Source organism: Nocardiopsis sp. NPDC055879 (assembly GCF_053615935.1).
The window spans coordinates 120,778-136,165 of the sequence record NZ_JBSHCT010000020.1 but is presented as its reverse complement, the minus strand read 5'-3'; the positions used below and the strand labels follow the sequence as shown (position 1 = coordinate 136,165).

The window sequence follows — 15,388 nt, the reverse complement described above, 5'->3', positions numbered from 1 at the left end:
CTTCGTTACCCCACCGGTCACGTAGTGGCGACGCGGCCCACGAGGACACCAGACGGAGGGGAAGGCATCCGGCCGGCCACGGCCGGAGTGGGCCGAAGGCCCGCAGGGCCGTTGGAACCCCAACCACTCTCCCCCCTTCCCCGATAGCCGCCAAACCGCCGCCCGTGCCGTACGGGTCAAGGCCACCCACCACAGCGCCACAGCACACACCATCGCCTTGACGCGTGCGGTGCGGGCGGCAACAATCACGCGGCGGGGAAGGAGGGAGAACCCACCCCCACCCCGCCCAACCACCAGAAGAGCCCCTACCTAAGGCGCCCCACCAACCACCCGAGCGACGCCCCGTGAACCAGCGGCCCCCGACCCCAGGCGCCCCACCGCCCACCTCCCACTCCGACCAGCACGAACAGCCCCGGGCAGCACGAAACCGGCGAAACCAGCGGCTCCCCTAAGATCAATGGGATCACGCCCACGCGCTCCACCAACACCCCGAATCTCCTGCTTGTGGATAACTCACCACCCTTCCAATCAACCGGCCACCGGCCGATGAGGAGAACTTCCACCGGGCAAGGACGCCACCATGATTCACTACACAGAGTCTTTGACTGGAAACTCTAAGTAGTAATCAACCGGACGGAGTCCGATGTCCCTCTTCCGCGCAGTGTCCGCCTTCCGGGTAGTGCCAGCCACGGGCCTCCCCCTGCCCTCGCCCACGCATCTGCCCCTTCCCCTTGCCCTCGCTCCTGCCCTTGCCCTTGCCCTGACACTCGGCGCTTCCTCCCCCGTCCTGGCCGACGAATCCCTTCCCTCACCGCCCCTGGTATCGACCGGCGAGTGCCCCGTGCTGGATCCACCGCCCAGCGAAGAGGAGCTGGAGCAGTACCTGTGCGGGGACCCGAGGTTGGGACCGGCCGAGCTACCCACCAGCGGACCCGTCGGCGAACTGGTGGAGGGCTACGACCGGTTCGGCGACCTCTCCCCCGCGGAGTTCCTGGACCGGTGGGCCACCGAGGACGGCTGGGACTACCCCGAGCACGACGGCTTCGTCGTGGAGAACGGCAGCCCGCTGAAGGAACTCCAGGAACTGCCCGAGGGATGGATGCTGGACCGCTTCGGCTCCCCCTGGGGCTCATTCCTCGCCCCGGCCGGTGCCCCGTTCTCCGAGCGGGCCCTGCCGCCGGACTCCCTGAACACCTGGCCGGGCGGGGCCGAGCACAACTACAACTGCTACGAGGTCGTCCTGCCGGTCGACGCCTGGGTGGGCCCGATCGCCCCGCACTTCGAACAGCCCGGCGGCGGTGAACAACTGCTGATCCCGACCGAGAGCGTCCCCGAAGCCGGTGGCGGTGGCGATTACGGGGCCGATGACGGAGGCTACGTCTCCGTCAACGACCTCCTGGAATGGGACTACCTCGACCAGCGGCCCGCCGAGGAGTGTGTCTTCCCCGAGGAGTTCGCCGCTTAGAAACCGGCCCGGGTGGATTCGGGTCCCGGCTCTCTGTCCTCGCGGTCCTCGCGGTGCTCCTCGTGCTCGCGATGTTCCTGCTCCTCGGGGCCCGCGACTCCCGCCGGGATCCGGCGCAGCGCCCCCAGAACCGCCACGGCCAACACCGCCAGCACGACCGCGCCGGTGAGCGCGGCGGCGTTGAGACCCTTGGTGTAGGCATCGAACGCCTCCGCCAACAGCGCGCCCGCCTCGGCCTCTGGCAGGTGGGACGCGCCGGCGATCGCTCCGGTCACGGTCTCTCCCGCCGGCCCCTGGGTCCCGCTCATCTCCGACCGGTAGATGCCCGTCGCCACCGTGCCCAGAGCCGCGATGCTCAAAGCGGCTCCGAACTCGGCACTGGTCTCCGACACCCCCGCCGCCGCACCGGCGCGCTCGGGAGGCGCGGTGGCCAGCACCAGCGTGTTGGCCAGGGTTCCCACCACCCCGGCGCCCATGCTGATCAGCCCGTAGGCACCGATGAACAGCGGCAGCGGCGTTTCCGGGTCCACCAGGGCGATCATGGCGAACCCGAGGGCACCCACCGCCAGACCGGTCGCCATGAGCGGAGCGGGGCGCACACGCGGCGCCACCACACTCCCGAGGACCGCGCCCAAGGCGGTGGTGGCGAAGGTGGGCAGGGCCCACAAGGCGGCACTCAGCGGGCTGAGCCCGTGCACACTCTGCAGGAAGGTGAAGGTCAGCAGCCCCATCCCGGCCGCGGCGAAGGATACCGCCGCGTTGCCGCCGACCGCCGCGCTGAAGGCGGGGCGGGCGAACAACGTCACGTCGATGAGCGGGTGCGCGGCACGGCGTTGCCGCATCACGAACAGGACGAGGAAGGCCGATCCGAGCACGAGGGCCGCTCCGCCCTGGACCTCGACCCCGTGTTCGACGAAGCGCTTGGCCGCGTAGACCAGGCCCAGCACCGCCATCAGGGACAGCACCGCTCCGGGCAGGTCGAACCGGGCGCCTCGGGGGTCACGTGTCTCCGGCACCAGGAAGGGCGCGCTCACCAGGAGCAACGCCATGAACGGCAGGTTGATGAGGAACACCGAGCCCCAGGAGAAGAACTCCAACAGCACCCCACCGAAGATGGGCCCGGCAACGGCACCACCGGTGAAGGCGATGGTCCACGCGCCCACGGCGGTGGCCCGCTGCTTGGAGTCGGTGAACATGCTCCGGATCAGGGAGAGCGTAGAGGGCGCCAGGGTGGCACCGGCCAGCCCGAGCAGGGCGCGACCGGCGATGAAGAGTTCGCTGTTCGGAGCGAAGGCGAGCAGGGCAGAGGCGGCTCCGAAGAGTAGGGCCCCGGCGAGGAGCAGTTTCCTACGCCCCACGCGGTCTCCGAGCGATCCCATGGTGACCAGGAGTCCGGCCAGGACGAAGCCGTAGACGTCCATCATCCACAACCACTGGGTGGCGGTGGGCTGGAGATCCTGGGCGATGGCGGGCGCGGCGACGAAGAGCACCGAGAGGTCCATGGCGACCAGCAGCGCGGGGACGAGCAGGACGGCCAGCCCCGCCCAGGTCCGGGCGGTGGCGCGTGGTGGTGTGCGGTTCTTGTCCATGGCAAGGATCGTACGTACGTCAAAATCACCCGTCAATATGTACGTACGTCAAAAATGCTACGGTGTGCGCATGAGCCAACGTGAGGACCTGCTGGCCGGCGCCAAGAAGTGCCTGGTCGAAAAGGGTTACAGCAAGACCACGGCCCGCGACATCGCCGCCGCCTCGGGCGCCCACCTGGCCTCCATCGGCTACCACTTCGGGTCCAAGGACAGCCTGATGAACGCCGCACTGCTGGAGGCCAGCAGCGAGTGGGGCGACGCCTTCGAGAAGGCCATCCGCGACGCGGGTCCCACCACCGCGGAGAACCGGACCCGTCTGCTGCTCACCTCCCTGTTCGGCACCCTCCCCGAACACCGTGACCTCATGGTGGCGAGCGTCCAGGCCTTCGCGCACTCCCAGTTCGACGAAGGACTGCGCACCACCCTGTCCGAGGGAATCCTCGAAGGCCGCCGCGAACTCAGCGCCCTCATCCTCGGAATCCCGCTGGAGGAGGTCGACGACGCCACCTCGGCGGGGCTGGGCTCCATGGTCTACAACCTCGTCACCGGCTACGTGCTCCAGTACCTGGTCGCCCCCGATTCCCTGCCCACCGTCGAGCAGGCCATGGACGGGATCCGCGCCCTCCTCCCCCAAGAGGATCGGCTCCCCTCAAAGGACCGACCACACGAAAGGCCCACCCCCTGAGAGCCGGTCCCGCACAACCGGCTCCGGACACACGACGGCCCCGGCGTCCTCGCGGAACGCCGGGGCCGAACAAGCACCCACTTACCCACCGGCACCACTACATGCTGAAACCCATGGGTTTGCCACCCTCGGCGACCTCGCGACGCAACCGCTCGCCCTTGGCGTGCGCCTGCGCCTTCAGGTCCTCCTGGAAACCGGCCATGCGCTCGGCCAACGCCGGCTCGTGCGCCGCCAACTGCCGCACCGCCAGCAGCCCGGCGTTGCGGGCCGCGCCCACCGCGACGGTCGCCACCGGCACCCCCGCGGGCATCTGCACGATGGACAGCAGCGAATCCATCCCGTCCAGGTACTTCAACGGAACCGGCACACCGATCACCGGCAGTGTGGTCACCGAGGCCAGCATGCCCGGCAGATGCGCCGCGCCGCCCGCCCCGGCGATGATCGCCTTCAGGCCACGCCCGGCCGCCTCGCTCCCGTAGGAGATCATCTCGTGCGGCATGCGGTGCGCCGAGACCACGTCGGCCTCGAAGGGCACGTCGAACTCGCGCAGTGCCTCGGCCGCCTCGCGCATCACCGGCCAGTCGGAGTCCGAGCCCATCACGATGCCCACCAGGGGCTTGCCTTCGGTCACTTCTGGTCTCCTCGCAGGTAGTCGGCGGCGTCGCGGGCGCGCTCCAGCAGGTCCTCGTGGTCGTCGCCCATCACGGTGACGTGCCCGATCTTGCGGCCCGGACGCACGTCCTTGCCGTAGAAGTGCACCTTCACCTCGGGGTCCTTGGCCATGACGTGCAGGTAGCGGCGGTAGATCTCGGGGTCCTCGCCGCCCAGCACGTTGGCCATGACGGTGAAGGGGGCGTTGGTGCGCGGCGACCCCAGGGGCAGGTCGAGGACGGCGCGCAGGTGTTGTTCGAACTGGGAGGTGCGGGCGCCCTCGATGCTCCAATGGCCGGAGTTGTGCGGACGCATCGCCAACTCGTTGACGACCACGCCGTCGGCGGTCTCGAAGAGCTCCACGGCGAGCACGCCGGTGACACCCAGGGCGTGTGCGATCTCGATGCCCAGCTCCTGGGCTCGGGTGGCCTTCTCCTCGTCCAATCCCGGGGCCGGCGCGATCACCTCGTGGCAGATCCCGCCGCGCTGCACGGTCTCCACCACCGGGTAGACCGCGACCTGACCGTGCGGGGAGCGGGCCACCTGCACGGCGAGTTCGCGGGAGAAGTCCACCTTCTCCTCCACCAGCAGCGGCACGTCCTCGGCGGCGGCGCGCTCCACGACCTCGTGGGCCTCGTCGGGATCGGCGGCGATCCACACGCCCTTGCCGTCGTAGCCTCCACGCGCGGCCTTGAGCACGACCGGCCAACCGGCCTCCTCGGCGAAGGCGGTGACGTGCTCCAGGGTGGTCACCGACCGCCATCGAGGCGAGGGCGCGCCCAGTTCGGCCATGCGGGTGCGCATGCGCAGCTTGTCCTGGGCGAAGCGCAGGGCGTCACGGCTCGGGCGGAGCAGGCCACCGGCCTCCTCCACGGCGCGCAGGACCGGTTCGGGCACGTGTTCGTGGTCGAAGGTGACGACGTCGTGCGCCTTGGCGAACGCCAGGACGTCGTCGAGCCCACGGTCGTCACCCAGGGTGACGTCACCGCAGACCAGGGCCGCGCTGTCGGTGGGGCTCGCCGCCAGGACCGAGAAGTCCACGCCGAGGCCGATACCGGCCTGGTGCGTCATCCGGGAGAGTTGGCCTCCGCCCACCATTCCCACGCGAGGGATGATGCGGTTACGCTCGCTCACAGTTCCTCAACTCAATGCTCGTCGACCGCGGATGCGGGACGGTCCCACACGTGGTGGAACCTGGCCGTTCGGCTCGGAACCCGCGGCCGGGGTCTTCATCACGGCCCCGGCTAGAGTCTAGGGCGTGCGGGTGGGCCGCCCGAGGGCCGCTCCCCGCGCGGCGAGACACCCCCAAGGACTGGAGGCGCGGCCCGTGCGCGAGTTCCTCGCCCGGCACCCTCGCATCGCCGGGTTGGCGGCCGAGGTGGGCAAGTTCGGCTCGGTGGGCGCCCTGGCCTACGTGGTGCAGTTGGCCGTCACCAACCTGGTGTGGGGCCTGTCCGACCTGCCCCTATTGGTCGGACAGGTGGTCGGCACCTCCTGCGCGATCGCGGTCGCGTTCGTCGGCAACCGGTTCTGGACCTTCCGTGACCGTGCCCGCACCGGCTACGGCCGGGAGACCTTCCTGTTCCTGGTGATGAACGGGGTCGGCATGCTCATCCAGGTCGGCTGTCTGGGCTTCGCCGTGTACGTACTGGGCTGGGAGGGACAGCTGGCGAGCAACATCGCCGGCAACGTCGTGGGGGTGGGTCTGGGCACGCTCTTCCGGTTCTTCTCCTACCGAACGTGGGTGTTCCCGCCGGATCCCGACCCCGCCCCCGACCCCGATTCCGATTCCGCCCCGGATCCCACGCCCGATCAACGGTTCGGCTAGGAACGGACGGCACTGCGGGCACCGGCCCCGAAGCGGGGCGCGCAGCGCACCGCGAGGAACGAGTACAGCCCCACCTGGACGACCGTGACGGCGAGGGTCAACGGCGTGTCCGCCCCCATCGGCAGTCCCGCGCCGATGACGACGCCGGTGCCCACCTCCGAGAGTCGCCCCTCCAGGGCGCAACGGGTGAACTGGAACAGGCTGTTGACCATGTGCAGCCCGATCGCGGCCTCCAGGCCGCCGGTGCGCCAGGTCAGCCAGGACATCCCCAGCCCGAACACCATCAGGGACGCCGTGGTCCAAAGATGGCCCGGATGGGTGGCGGCGTACAGGGCGGCGAACAGGGTTCCACCGGCGAGGATGGCCGGCCACGGCGAACGCATCACCTTGGAGAACGAGCTCTCGCCGGTGGAAGAGCCCAGCGAACCGACGAGCTGCATGACGAGCCCGCGCAGCGTGAACTCCTCGGCCGCGGACTGCAACGGCACCAGTAGGACGATCACCGTCATGAGCGCGAGCAGGACCTGGATCCCCTCGCCGGTGCCGGCGGGTTCGGCCTCCACCGCGGCGGCGTCCGCCGCGGTGGAGGGCAGCAGCGGCACCAGGAACACGCACACCAGCGCCAAGGCCAAGGCGATCAGGGCGCAGATGCCGAGCCAGCGCCAACGCATGCGACCGGTCACCGAGATGAGCGACCCGGTCCGGCGCCACTGCACCACGCGGGTCACGAAGAACGCCAGCGGCATCAACAGCGCTATCGACGCCAGCCCGAAGGCGAGACCGGCGATCTCGCCCAGGTTGGCCGATTCCAGCGCCAGACCGCTGCCACCGAGGATGGCGACGATGGTCATCACGACCATGACACCGACCCACAGGAAGAACGACAGGACCGCGAAGACCGCGATCGCCACGAGCGGCACCCACCACCGGAAGAATCGGTTGCGGGCCAACCTGTGGTAGGACTCACCCTCGGGGATCTCCGAGCGCGCGAACTCGTTCGTCCGCACCGGACGCGGAGGTGGCCAAGCCCACACCGAGGGGTCCGGGGTCAGCGCCGGGTGCCCCCCTGGCGGCGTCTGCCTCGCGCCCCCGGGAGGGCTGGCCCAGGTCTGCTCCCTGGACTGTTCGAGACCACCGGAAGCCGACCCCTCCGGCCCCTCGGGCGCGGCGGGCCAGGACGAACCAGGTGGTGGCGGCACATTTCCCATCGTGCGCAGAGACTACTATCCGGCCGTGTATCGCCCGCGTTAAGTCCACGCCGTTATCTCCTGGTCACCGTATGGATCGGTGGGAACCACACCCTGACCCGCGCCGGAATAGCGCGGTGCCATGCGTCTGTTGGAACAAGTGGACCTGCGAGTCACGCCACAGGCCGACCATCCCATCCCGCTGACCTACGATTGAGCACATGTCCTCCACACCATCCACCGAGCAGGTAAACGCAGCCCTGGCCACGGTGCAAGACCCGGAGATCCACCGTCCCATCACCGACCTCGGCATGGTCAAGAGCGTCGACATCGACGACGACGGTGCCGTGCACGTCGGTATCTACCTCACGGTGGCCGGCTGCCCGATGAAGGGGCGCATCGAGAAGGACGTGACGGCAGCGGTGACCAAGGTCGCCGGCGTCACGTCCGTCAAGGTCGAACTCGACGTGATGAGCGACGAGCAGCGCAAGGAGCTCCAGACCAAGCTCCGCGGCGGTCAGGCGGAGAAGGAGATCCCCTTCGCCAAGCCCAGCTCGCTCACCAAGGTCTACGCCGTCGCCTCCGGTAAGGGCGGCGTCGGCAAGTCGTCCGTCACGGTCAACCTGGCCGCGGCCCTCGCCGCCCAGGGTCACAAGGTCGGTGTGGTCGACGCCGACATCTACGGTCACTCCGTGCCGCGCATGCTGGGCGCGTCGGACTTCCCGACCAAGGTCGAGGACATGATCCTCCCGCCCACGGCGCACGACATCAAGGTCATCTCGGTGGGCATGTTCACCGAGGGGAACACGCCGGTCGTGTGGCGCGGACCCATGCTGCACCGCGCCCTACAGCAGTTCCTCTCCGACGTCTTCTGGGGCGACCTGGACGTCCTGTTGATGGACCTGCCCCCGGGCACCGGTGACATCGCCATCTCCGTCGCCCAGATGCTGCCCTCCGCCGAGCTGCTCGTGGTCACCACACCGCAGCAGGCCGCGGCCGAGGTCGCCGAGCGCGCCGGTGCCATCACCGCGCAGACTCACCAGCGCATCGCCGGCGTGATCGAGAACATGTCGTACTACCAGCCCACCCCGGACGCCGAGCCGGTGTACCTGTTCGGTCAGGGCGGTGGTCAGCAGGTGGCCGACACCCTCACCAAGACCCTCGGCGCGGAGATCCCGCTGCTGGGGCAGGTACCGCTGGACACCCGACTGCGCGAGGGAAGCGACGAGGGCAAGCCCCTCGTCCTGACCACTCCCGAGGCCGAGGCCAGCAAGGTGCTCTCGAAGGTCGCCGAGGGCCTGGTCGCCAAGCCGCGTGGGCTCGCGGGCATGCAGCTGGGCATCTCCCCCGCCGGTCGCTAGGGGTTCGATCCCCGAACGGCTGGAGGACTGACGTACGGCCCCCGGGTCACCCGACCCGGGGGCCGTCGTGTCGTGCGGGCCCGGAGACCGGACCCGTGGGCGCATCGTGCGCGGCTACTCGTCGGGGCCCAGGGTGACGGTCACGGTCTCCCGCTCCCGGTCGCGCTCGTACTCCAACTCGACCTCGTCACCCGGGGCCTTGTCGCGCACCATCGCCTGCAGTTCCCCACCGGAGTTGACTCGGCGACCGTCGAAGGACACGATCACGTCCCCCGGTTCCAGCCCGGCCTGGTCGGCCGCGCCGCCCGACTCGACGGCGTCCGGGTCGTCCGCGATCATCGCGCCCACGACCGTGCTCTCGTGGTCGTAGGTGACGCCGAGTTCGGCGTAGGTAGTGGACTCCTCGCCGTGGTCGACCATCCGCCCGATGACCGTCTCCGCCTCGGTGGAGGGGATCGCGAAGCCCAGGCCGATGCTGCCCACCGGCTGGTCGCCGAGCGGTCCACCGCCCATGCTGTAGATCATCGAGTTCACCCCGATGACCCGGCCCCGCATGTCGACCAGTGGTCCACCGGAGTTACCGGGGTTGATGGCCGCGTCCGTCTGGAGCGCGAAGAACTGGGTGTCGCCGCCGTCCGGGCTCACCGGCCGGTCGAGCGCGCTGATGATGCCCTGGGTGACGGTGCCCGCCAGCCCCAACGGAGCTCCGATCGCGATGACCTCGTCGCCGACGATGGCCTCCTCGGAGTCACCGAACTCCAACGGGTCGACCTCGCTGGGTTCCTCCAGCTCCAGGACCGCCAGGTCCGAGCTGGGATCGGAGCCCACCACGTCGGCGCCGCTGCTGCTGCCGTCGCTGTACTCGATGATGATCCCGTCGGCCTCCAGCTCCGAGGACACGTGGTCGTTGGTGACGACGTAGTCGCCCTCGATGACGAACCCCGAGCCACCACCGCCGATCCTCGGGTCCGCGCTGCGCAACGACACCACGCTGGGGCTGACCCGCTGGGCCACGCCCGCCACCGAGTCCGGGGCGCGCTCCGGTGCTTCGGGCGGGGGTTCGTTGATGTTCGGCCCCTGCTGTTCGGGGTGCTCGGAGGAGGGATCACCGGAGGGACCGACGAACGTGCCGATCACACCGCCCGCGCCACCCGCGACCAGGGCGACCACCAGCATGCCGCTCAAGGCCATCCAGGCGGGGATGCCGCGCTTGGGTCTGTGTGGCGCGGCGGCGGGCTGGTACGCCTGCTGCGACGCGCCCGGTGGGACGGCGAAGTGACCGGCTCCCGAGAGGCTCTGATGGTGTGTGGTGCCCTGTGCGGGCGCCTGGAAGCGCTCCTGGTACGGACCGGGGTTCGGGAAGGAACCGCCGTGACCGATGGGGCCTCCCTGGGGTGGGTGACCACCGGGGTTACCCGGCCCTGGGGGCGGTGGGTTGCCCGGAGGCGGTGGGCCGACCGGGCCCGAGGGTCGTCCCCTGTCGCCGACCGGGGGCGGGCCCTGGGGAGCGCCCTGCCCCGGGGCGGACGCCGGTGGCTCCGACGCGCCCGGCTCGGGCGGCGCGCCGTTCGGGCGGGAGATGGACTGATCCCACCCCCGGGCGGGTTCCGAACGGTCGTTCTCCTGGCTCAAGACCTGCTCCGTATGTCGCTTGGCTTTCCGCTCGGCACACAGCGCGCCGACCGGGGCGGGACCCTACACCAGCCCCAGCCGAGACAGACCTCGCTGAACCCGCGACCAGAACCCGGAGGAACCCTCCGGCCCGGGCAGCGCCGTCACCGCCGAGGAGGCCAGGTCGGCGGGTGCGTCCGCCAGCAGCGTGTAGACGAAACCGTTCGCCTGCCACATGCTCTGGTACTGACCCACGTCTCCACCGAAAATCGTCTCGTGCCCTGTTGTGACGCCCGTTCCCCCCGAACCGGTTCCGACATATCCGTTCTGATCCGCGGAGAGACGTTCCTCCCCCAGTTTCCCACGTTGCGCGAACACGGAGATCTGGGAGAGCCCGTCGGAGTAGACGGTGTGCACCACGCGGTGTTCCTCGTGGTGGGTGGACCTGGCGTCGACCAGGCGAAGGTTCCAGGTCAGGTGTTCCGGAAGCGACCAACCCTCGGACCGCAGTTCCTCGCGTTCGGCGTGATCGAGCGCGTCACCCCAGGGTTCGTCGCCCAAGGTGTCCTCCGGCCAGTCCCGGTCACCGAGTCTCAGTTCGGTGAGCCTGCTGCTGAAGGACGGCTCGCCGGCGGGGTCGTAGACGTCGCGGCCCAGGAGCAGGTCGGTCGCCTCGTCCACCCAGAACCGTCCGGCGACGGTGTCGTCGGCCCGTCTGGCCTCCACCACCTTGGCGGAGCGCCCGTCGAGTTCCTCGGGTTCGGTCTCCACAACCCGGTAGGTGTGTTCGAGCATGGCCAGGAGACTTTCGTCGAGGGTCTCCAACGCCGAGGAGGAGCGCACCACGAATGGTTGCTCCTCCGCACCCACGGGGGCCATGGCCAGGCCCTCCCCCGGTCTGCTGACCACCCGCACCGCGAGAGCCCCCTGAGGACCCCGCAGCCCGCGGACCGCCGTATAGGCCACTCTGCCGTCGGCCTCGGCGGCGTCGCGCAACACCGCCATGCCGTCGTCCCCACCTTCCGCGGGGATCTCGGACGCCTCGGGATGCGTCGCCGCGCTGCACAACAGGACGCACAACGTCACGACGAGGGAGAAGACGGCGGAGCGGGTACCTCCGCGCCTCACCGGGTCGTTTCGTTCGGGTCCGATGTTCGCTCCGACGTCCTCGGTATCCCGGCGGGCCACGCGACGACCGGGTCCGTGGTCGGGTCGACGACGGGGATCTGCCGGCTGGTCACGGCGTGTTCCACCGCGTAGTCGGACAGGCGGGGCTCGACCACCGGAGCGTTGTCCGGGTTCTCACCACCGGCGACGAACGCGCTGCCCAGCAGGGCGGTGGCCACCGCCAGGCCGGCCACGGCGTAGCGTCCACCGGAGAAGTACGGCGACCGGACCGAGCCCCCGTCCTCTGGCCGACGCACGGGGACGTACCGTTCGGGGCTGGTGCGCGGCTCGCGACGCTCCGGGGCCTTCCTGGTCGGTTCCTCGGAAAGATTCCGGGGCGGTTCCCCGGGAAAGCCTCCGAGTGGTCGGGACGAACCCAGGGGTGGGCTGGAGCCGAAAGGGCCGTCCCTCCCTGGTCCGGCCATGAGTCGGCCCATGAAGTCCAGGTCCGGTTCCGGTTCGCCGAGCCCGGTGAGGCGGCGCTTGAGCCGGCGCATCATGTCGGCCTCGAACCGGCACGGTTCGCACTTGGCCAGGTGGATGAGGGCACGTTCGTGTTCGGCGGCGCCCAGTTCCCCGTCGATGAGCGCCGAAAGACGCTCTCCGAGGTGGTCCATGCTCACTCCGCCTCCTTGCTCGCGTTCGCCTGTGCCGCCAGGGAACGTCGGTGTTCGAGGGCACGACGCAGCTGCGCCCGACCCCGGTGGATGCGGCTGCGGACGGTGCCGAGCTTGACGTCGAGCGTGGCGGCGATCTCCTCGTAGGAGAGCCCCTCGATGTCGCACAGGACGACAGGAGCACGGAACTCGGCGGGGAGTGCGTCCAACGCGCTCTGGATGTCGGCGTCGAAGTGCCGGTCGTCGTAGCGCTGGGCCGGGGAGGGCTCCCGGCCTTCGAGACGTTCGTCGGCGTTGTCGGCCAGACCCTCGAAACGGATCCGGGCCTTGCGCCGGGCCATGTCCAGGAAGAGGTTGGTGGTGATCCGGTGGAGCCACCCCTCGAAGGTTCCGGGGGTGTAGTTGGCGAGGGAGCGGAAGACCCGGATGAAGACCTCTTGGGTGAGGTCCTCGGCGTCGTGCTTGTTACCGCTGAGTCGGTACGCCAGGCGGTACACCCGGGGGGAGTGCACCCGAACGACCTCTTCCCAGCTCGGGGGTTCCCATGCCTCGAACTCGACGGCAGGGCCGGTCTCTGGCACCGCGGCTCCCTTCATCCCCGAGGCTTCATCGCGATCAACGTGTTCAACGTCGAAAGGCGCCGATTAAGTTCCCGCCGTCACGCGCGGAAGTTCGCACCCGTTCAGGCTAGTCTTTTGACCAGGAAGAGCACCTGACCGCGACCATCATTCCACGGTGAGTGACGATCCCACCGGTCAGAGCGCAGGACCGTAAGGGAAACGCAGACCGTAAGGGAAATGGGAGGCCGTCATCAGCGCTGAAGAGAGCGTCGCTCGGACCGCGTGGGTTCGGACCGAACAGGCACGGTTCGAGCAGAACGCCATGGGCGACGGCCCCCTGGCGGACGCCTACGACACGGGACTGCGCTCCGCCGCCCCGCCCGTGGACGCCGCGACCGGGGCCGCCCTGCGGTTCCTCACCGCGGCCATCGGCGCGCGCTCGGTCGTGGAGATCGGCACGGGCTGTGGAACCTCGGGCATCTGGCTGCTCCGCGGCATGGCACCGGACGGGATCCTCACCACGGTGGACGTCAACGCCGCCTACCAGGACTACGCTCGCGCCGCCTTCACGCGGGCAGGGTTCGGGGCCGGCCGCGCCCGGCTGATCCGCGGCGCGGCCCTGGAGGTGCTCCCCCGCCTCACCGACGGTGGCTACGACATGGTGTCGATCGACGCCGACCAGGCGTCCTACCCCACCTACCTCGACGAGGCCCTGCGTCTGCTCCGGCCGGGCGGCGTGGTGGTCTTCAACAACGTCATGGTCACCTCCAACGAACCCGACGGGCCGCTGCGCGTGCCCGACCAGGCGGAGGTCGCGGTGCGCGAGGTCATGCGCCGCATGCGCGAGGACGAGGAGTTCATCCCGCTCCTGATTCCGGTGGGCGAAGGCCTCCTGGCGGCCATCCGACCCTGACCTCGGCTCGATCGAAGGGTGGGCCGGGTGGTCGCGGGCGGCACGATGTCGGCGCCACCGCCGATCCCCCGACCCATGGAAAAACCCACCCGCGCACGCCTTCGCGTCGCGCAGGTGGGTTCGTGACGGCCGTGTGAGGCGAACGTCTACTTCTGGGCGAGCCAGCGCAGGAGGGTCCGGGTCGCGAAGGCGGTGCCGCCCTTGCTGAGCAGCCCGCTCTCCTGCGTCGAACGGCCCGGACCGGCGATGTCCAGGTGGGCCCAGGGCAGGCCCCCGGTGAACTCGCGCAGGAACAGCGCGGCGTCCGTGGCGCCCGCCGGGCCGAACTCCGTGCCACGCGTACCGATGTTGGCGAGGTCGGCCACCCGGGACGCGGTGGTGGGCACGTACTCCTCGGTCAGGGGCATCCGCCAGAGCGGCTCCCCCGACGCCTCGCCGGCCTCGATCAGCTCTCCGGCCACGGCGTCGTCCGTGCTGTACAGGGCGCCCATTCCGGTTCCCAACGCGACCTTGGCGGCACCCGTCAGAGTGGCCACGTCGACGATGAGGTCCGGCTCCAGTTCCGAGACGGCGTAACCCATGGCGTCGGCCAGGACCAGGCGGCCCTCGGCGTCGGAGTTGAGCACCTCGACGGTCTTGCCGGTGTAGGTGGTGAGCACGTCGCCGATGCGGGTGGCGTCGCCGGAGAAGGCGTTCTCGGCCAGCGCGAGCAGACCGGTGACCTTCACCCGGGAGCCGACCGACGCCAGGGCGGAGAGCACCGCCAGGACGATCGCCGACCCGCTCATGTCGGTCTTCATCAGCGACATGTTGGCGTTGGGCTTGAGGGACAGACCACCGGTGTCGAAGGTGATGCCCTTGCCGACCAGCACCACGTGCGCGGCGGGTCCCGCCGCGCCGGCCAGGTCCTCGGGGGTGTAGGACAGCTGCACCATGCGCGGCGGACGGGACGAACCCTGGCCGACGGCGAGGATCGCGCCGAAGCCCTCGTTCCGCAGGTCCTTCTCATCCCAGACCCGCAGGGTCAGACCCTTGGCCTCGGAGGTCTCCCGAGCCCGGGTCGCCATCCACTCGGGGTCCTTGGTCAGGGAAGGGGTGTTGATCAGGTCCCTGGCCAGGGCCGTGGCCCCGGCCAGGTGGGAGCCCAGGGCCAAGGCGTCGGTGAGGTCCTCGGTCTCGCCCACCACGTCGATCCTCGTGGGGGGACGCTGATCCTCGGGGGTTCGGGAGGTCTTCAGCGTGAACGTGTAGGAGGCGAGCAGAGCACCCTCGGCCAGCGCCGTGGCGGCCTCGGCCTGGCCGGTCGCGCCCGGCCAGGCCAGGGCGACGTGCTTCCTGCCCCGGGCGGCCCGGGCGAGGGCGGCGCCGGCCTTCCGGAGGTCGCCGGGGGTTCCCGAACCGACTCCGAGAAGGGCCAGGCGGACCAGGCCCCCGTCCCGGGTCACCGGGAACTGGGAGAACTCGCCGGATTTTCCGGTGAGTGTGTAGTGAGCGAACAGATCGGTGAGCGCGGCCGGAAGGACCGCCGCGAGTCCGCTGTCGGCGACCCCTTCTACCGGTTCCGGCCCTTCCTCACCCGCGAGAACGGGGAGGACCAACAGGTCCGCGGTGGATTCGGCGAGGGTTCCCGCCAGGGGGTGGATCTCCGTGGCGAATGGCACAGGCCGCTCACAATCGTTCGCTCATCGTGGGAGGTGTGGAACCTCGGGGGTCATCAGGGCGTTCCGGCCCAGGTGGGGGACGAATCAGGTGTC

14 protein-coding genes are annotated in these 15,388 nt (G+C 70.0%); 5 read left to right on the top strand and 9 right to left on the bottom strand.

Annotated elements, in window-relative coordinates:
- The first annotated feature begins 718 nt into the window (after positions 1 to 718).
- A complete protein-coding gene (locus ACWGKS_RS23170; RefSeq protein ID WP_452524030.1) occupies positions 719 to 1,465 on the top strand; it encodes a TNT domain-containing protein in 747 nt (248 codons plus the stop codon).
- Here the strand turns inward: ACWGKS_RS23170 and ACWGKS_RS23165 are convergent.
- The gene (locus tag ACWGKS_RS23165) at positions 1,462 to 3,054 is read right to left on the bottom strand and encodes an MFS transporter (protein WP_358514636.1); all 1,593 of its coding nucleotides are present in this window, start codon (positions 3,052 to 3,054) and stop codon (positions 1,462 to 1,464) included. The two genes, ACWGKS_RS23170 and ACWGKS_RS23165, sit on opposite strands and share 4 nt — an antisense overlap.
- 70 nt (positions 3,055 to 3,124) lie before the next feature.
- Here ACWGKS_RS23165 and ACWGKS_RS23160 point away from each other — a divergent pair, with 70 nt between their 5' ends.
- A complete protein-coding gene (locus ACWGKS_RS23160; protein ID WP_358514638.1) occupies positions 3,125 to 3,739 on the top strand; it encodes a TetR/AcrR family transcriptional regulator in 615 nt (204 codons plus the stop codon).
- Positions 3,740 to 3,836: 97 nt separating this feature from the next.
- On the opposite strand, the gene purE is transcribed toward ACWGKS_RS23160, so the two are convergent.
- Together purE and ACWGKS_RS23150 are read right to left on the bottom strand one after the other, a co-directional pair.
- Positions 3,837 to 4,370, bottom strand: a complete 534-nt coding sequence (gene purE, locus ACWGKS_RS23155; protein WP_358514640.1) for a 5-(carboxyamino)imidazole ribonucleotide mutase — start codon at positions 4,368 to 4,370, stop codon at positions 3,837 to 3,839.
- Positions 4,367 to 5,524: a 5-(carboxyamino)imidazole ribonucleotide synthase gene (locus tag ACWGKS_RS23150; RefSeq protein WP_358514642.1), complete on the bottom strand. Its 1,158-nt coding sequence runs from the start codon at positions 5,522 to 5,524 to the stop codon at positions 4,367 to 4,369. The genes purE and ACWGKS_RS23150 overlap by 4 nt, the downstream gene beginning before the upstream one ends.
- A gap of 193 nt (positions 5,525 to 5,717) precedes the next feature.
- On the opposite strand from ACWGKS_RS23150, the gene ACWGKS_RS23145 reads away from it, so the two are divergent.
- Positions 5,718 to 6,218, top strand: a complete 501-nt coding sequence (locus ACWGKS_RS23145; protein ID WP_358514644.1) for a GtrA family protein — start codon at positions 5,718 to 5,720, stop codon at positions 6,216 to 6,218.
- Here the strand turns inward: ACWGKS_RS23145 and ACWGKS_RS23140 are convergent.
- Positions 6,215 to 7,225: a CPBP family intramembrane glutamic endopeptidase gene (locus ACWGKS_RS23140; protein ID WP_358514646.1), complete on the bottom strand. Its 1,011-nt coding sequence runs from the start codon at positions 7,223 to 7,225 to the stop codon at positions 6,215 to 6,217. The two genes, ACWGKS_RS23145 and ACWGKS_RS23140, sit on opposite strands and share 4 nt — an antisense overlap.
- Positions 7,226 to 7,626: 401 nt before the next feature.
- Here ACWGKS_RS23140 and ACWGKS_RS23135 point away from each other — a divergent pair, with 401 nt between their 5' ends.
- On the top strand, positions 7,627 to 8,766 hold the full coding sequence (locus ACWGKS_RS23135) for an Mrp/NBP35 family ATP-binding protein (protein ID WP_358514648.1): 1,140 nt from the start codon (positions 7,627 to 7,629) through the stop codon (positions 8,764 to 8,766).
- A gap of 114 nt (positions 8,767 to 8,880) precedes the next feature.
- On the opposite strand, the gene ACWGKS_RS23130 is transcribed toward ACWGKS_RS23135, so the two are convergent.
- The 4 genes from ACWGKS_RS23130 to sigE form a co-directional block, all read right to left on the bottom strand.
- Positions 8,881 to 9,942: a S1C family serine protease gene (locus tag ACWGKS_RS23130; RefSeq protein WP_452455358.1), complete on the bottom strand. Its 1,062-nt coding sequence runs from the start codon at positions 9,940 to 9,942 to the stop codon at positions 8,881 to 8,883.
- A gap of 519 nt (positions 9,943 to 10,461) precedes the next feature.
- Positions 10,462 to 11,505 carry a transcriptional regulator gene (locus ACWGKS_RS23125; protein ID WP_358514652.1) on the bottom strand — a complete coding sequence of 348 codons (1,044 nt, stop codon included), beginning with the start codon at positions 11,503 to 11,505 and terminating at the stop codon, positions 10,462 to 10,464.
- The gene (locus tag ACWGKS_RS23120) at positions 11,502 to 12,161 is read right to left on the bottom strand and encodes an anti-sigma factor family protein (RefSeq protein WP_358514654.1); all 660 of its coding nucleotides are present in this window, start codon (positions 12,159 to 12,161) and stop codon (positions 11,502 to 11,504) included. The genes ACWGKS_RS23125 and ACWGKS_RS23120 overlap by 4 nt, the downstream gene beginning before the upstream one ends.
- A 2-nt stretch (positions 12,162 to 12,163) precedes the next feature.
- Entirely contained in the window at positions 12,164 to 12,757 is a 594-nt protein-coding gene (sigE, locus tag ACWGKS_RS23115) for an RNA polymerase sigma factor SigE (RefSeq protein ID WP_358514656.1), read from the bottom strand.
- A gap of 286 nt (positions 12,758 to 13,043) precedes the next feature.
- Between sigE and ACWGKS_RS23110 the strand changes: the two genes are divergently transcribed.
- Positions 13,044 to 13,634, top strand: a complete 591-nt coding sequence (locus ACWGKS_RS23110) for an O-methyltransferase (protein WP_358514658.1) — start codon at positions 13,044 to 13,046, stop codon at positions 13,632 to 13,634.
- A 146-nt stretch (positions 13,635 to 13,780) separates the two neighbouring features.
- On the opposite strand, the gene ACWGKS_RS23105 is transcribed toward ACWGKS_RS23110, so the two are convergent.
- Positions 13,781 to 15,295 carry a leucyl aminopeptidase gene (locus ACWGKS_RS23105; protein ID WP_358514660.1) on the bottom strand — a complete coding sequence of 505 codons (1,515 nt, stop codon included), beginning with the start codon at positions 15,293 to 15,295 and terminating at the stop codon, positions 13,781 to 13,783.
- Between the last annotated feature and the right edge of the window lie 93 nt (positions 15,296 to 15,388).

Coding starts and splice junctions, on each gene's coding strand:
- ACWGKS_RS23120 (WP_358514654.1), bottom strand. CDS start 12,161: ATGGACCACCTCGGAGAGCGTCTTTCGGCGCTCATCGACGGGGAACTG.
- ACWGKS_RS23110 (WP_358514658.1), top strand. CDS start 13,044: ATGGGCGACGGCCCCCTGGCGGACGCCTACGACACGGGACTGCGCTCC.
- ACWGKS_RS23130 (WP_452455358.1), bottom strand. CDS start 9,942: ATGCTGGTGGTCGCCCTGGTCGCGGGTGGCGCGGGCGGTGTGATCGGC.
- ACWGKS_RS23160 (WP_358514638.1), top strand. CDS start 3,125: ATGAGCCAACGTGAGGACCTGCTGGCCGGCGCCAAGAAGTGCCTGGTC.
- ACWGKS_RS23135 (WP_358514648.1), top strand. CDS start 7,627: ATGTCCTCCACACCATCCACCGAGCAGGTAAACGCAGCCCTGGCCACG.
- ACWGKS_RS23165 (WP_358514636.1), bottom strand. CDS start 3,054: ATGGACAAGAACCGCACACCACCACGCGCCACCGCCCGGACCTGGGCG.
- sigE (WP_358514656.1), bottom strand. CDS start 12,757: ATGAAGGGAGCCGCGGTGCCAGAGACCGGCCCTGCCGTCGAGTTCGAG.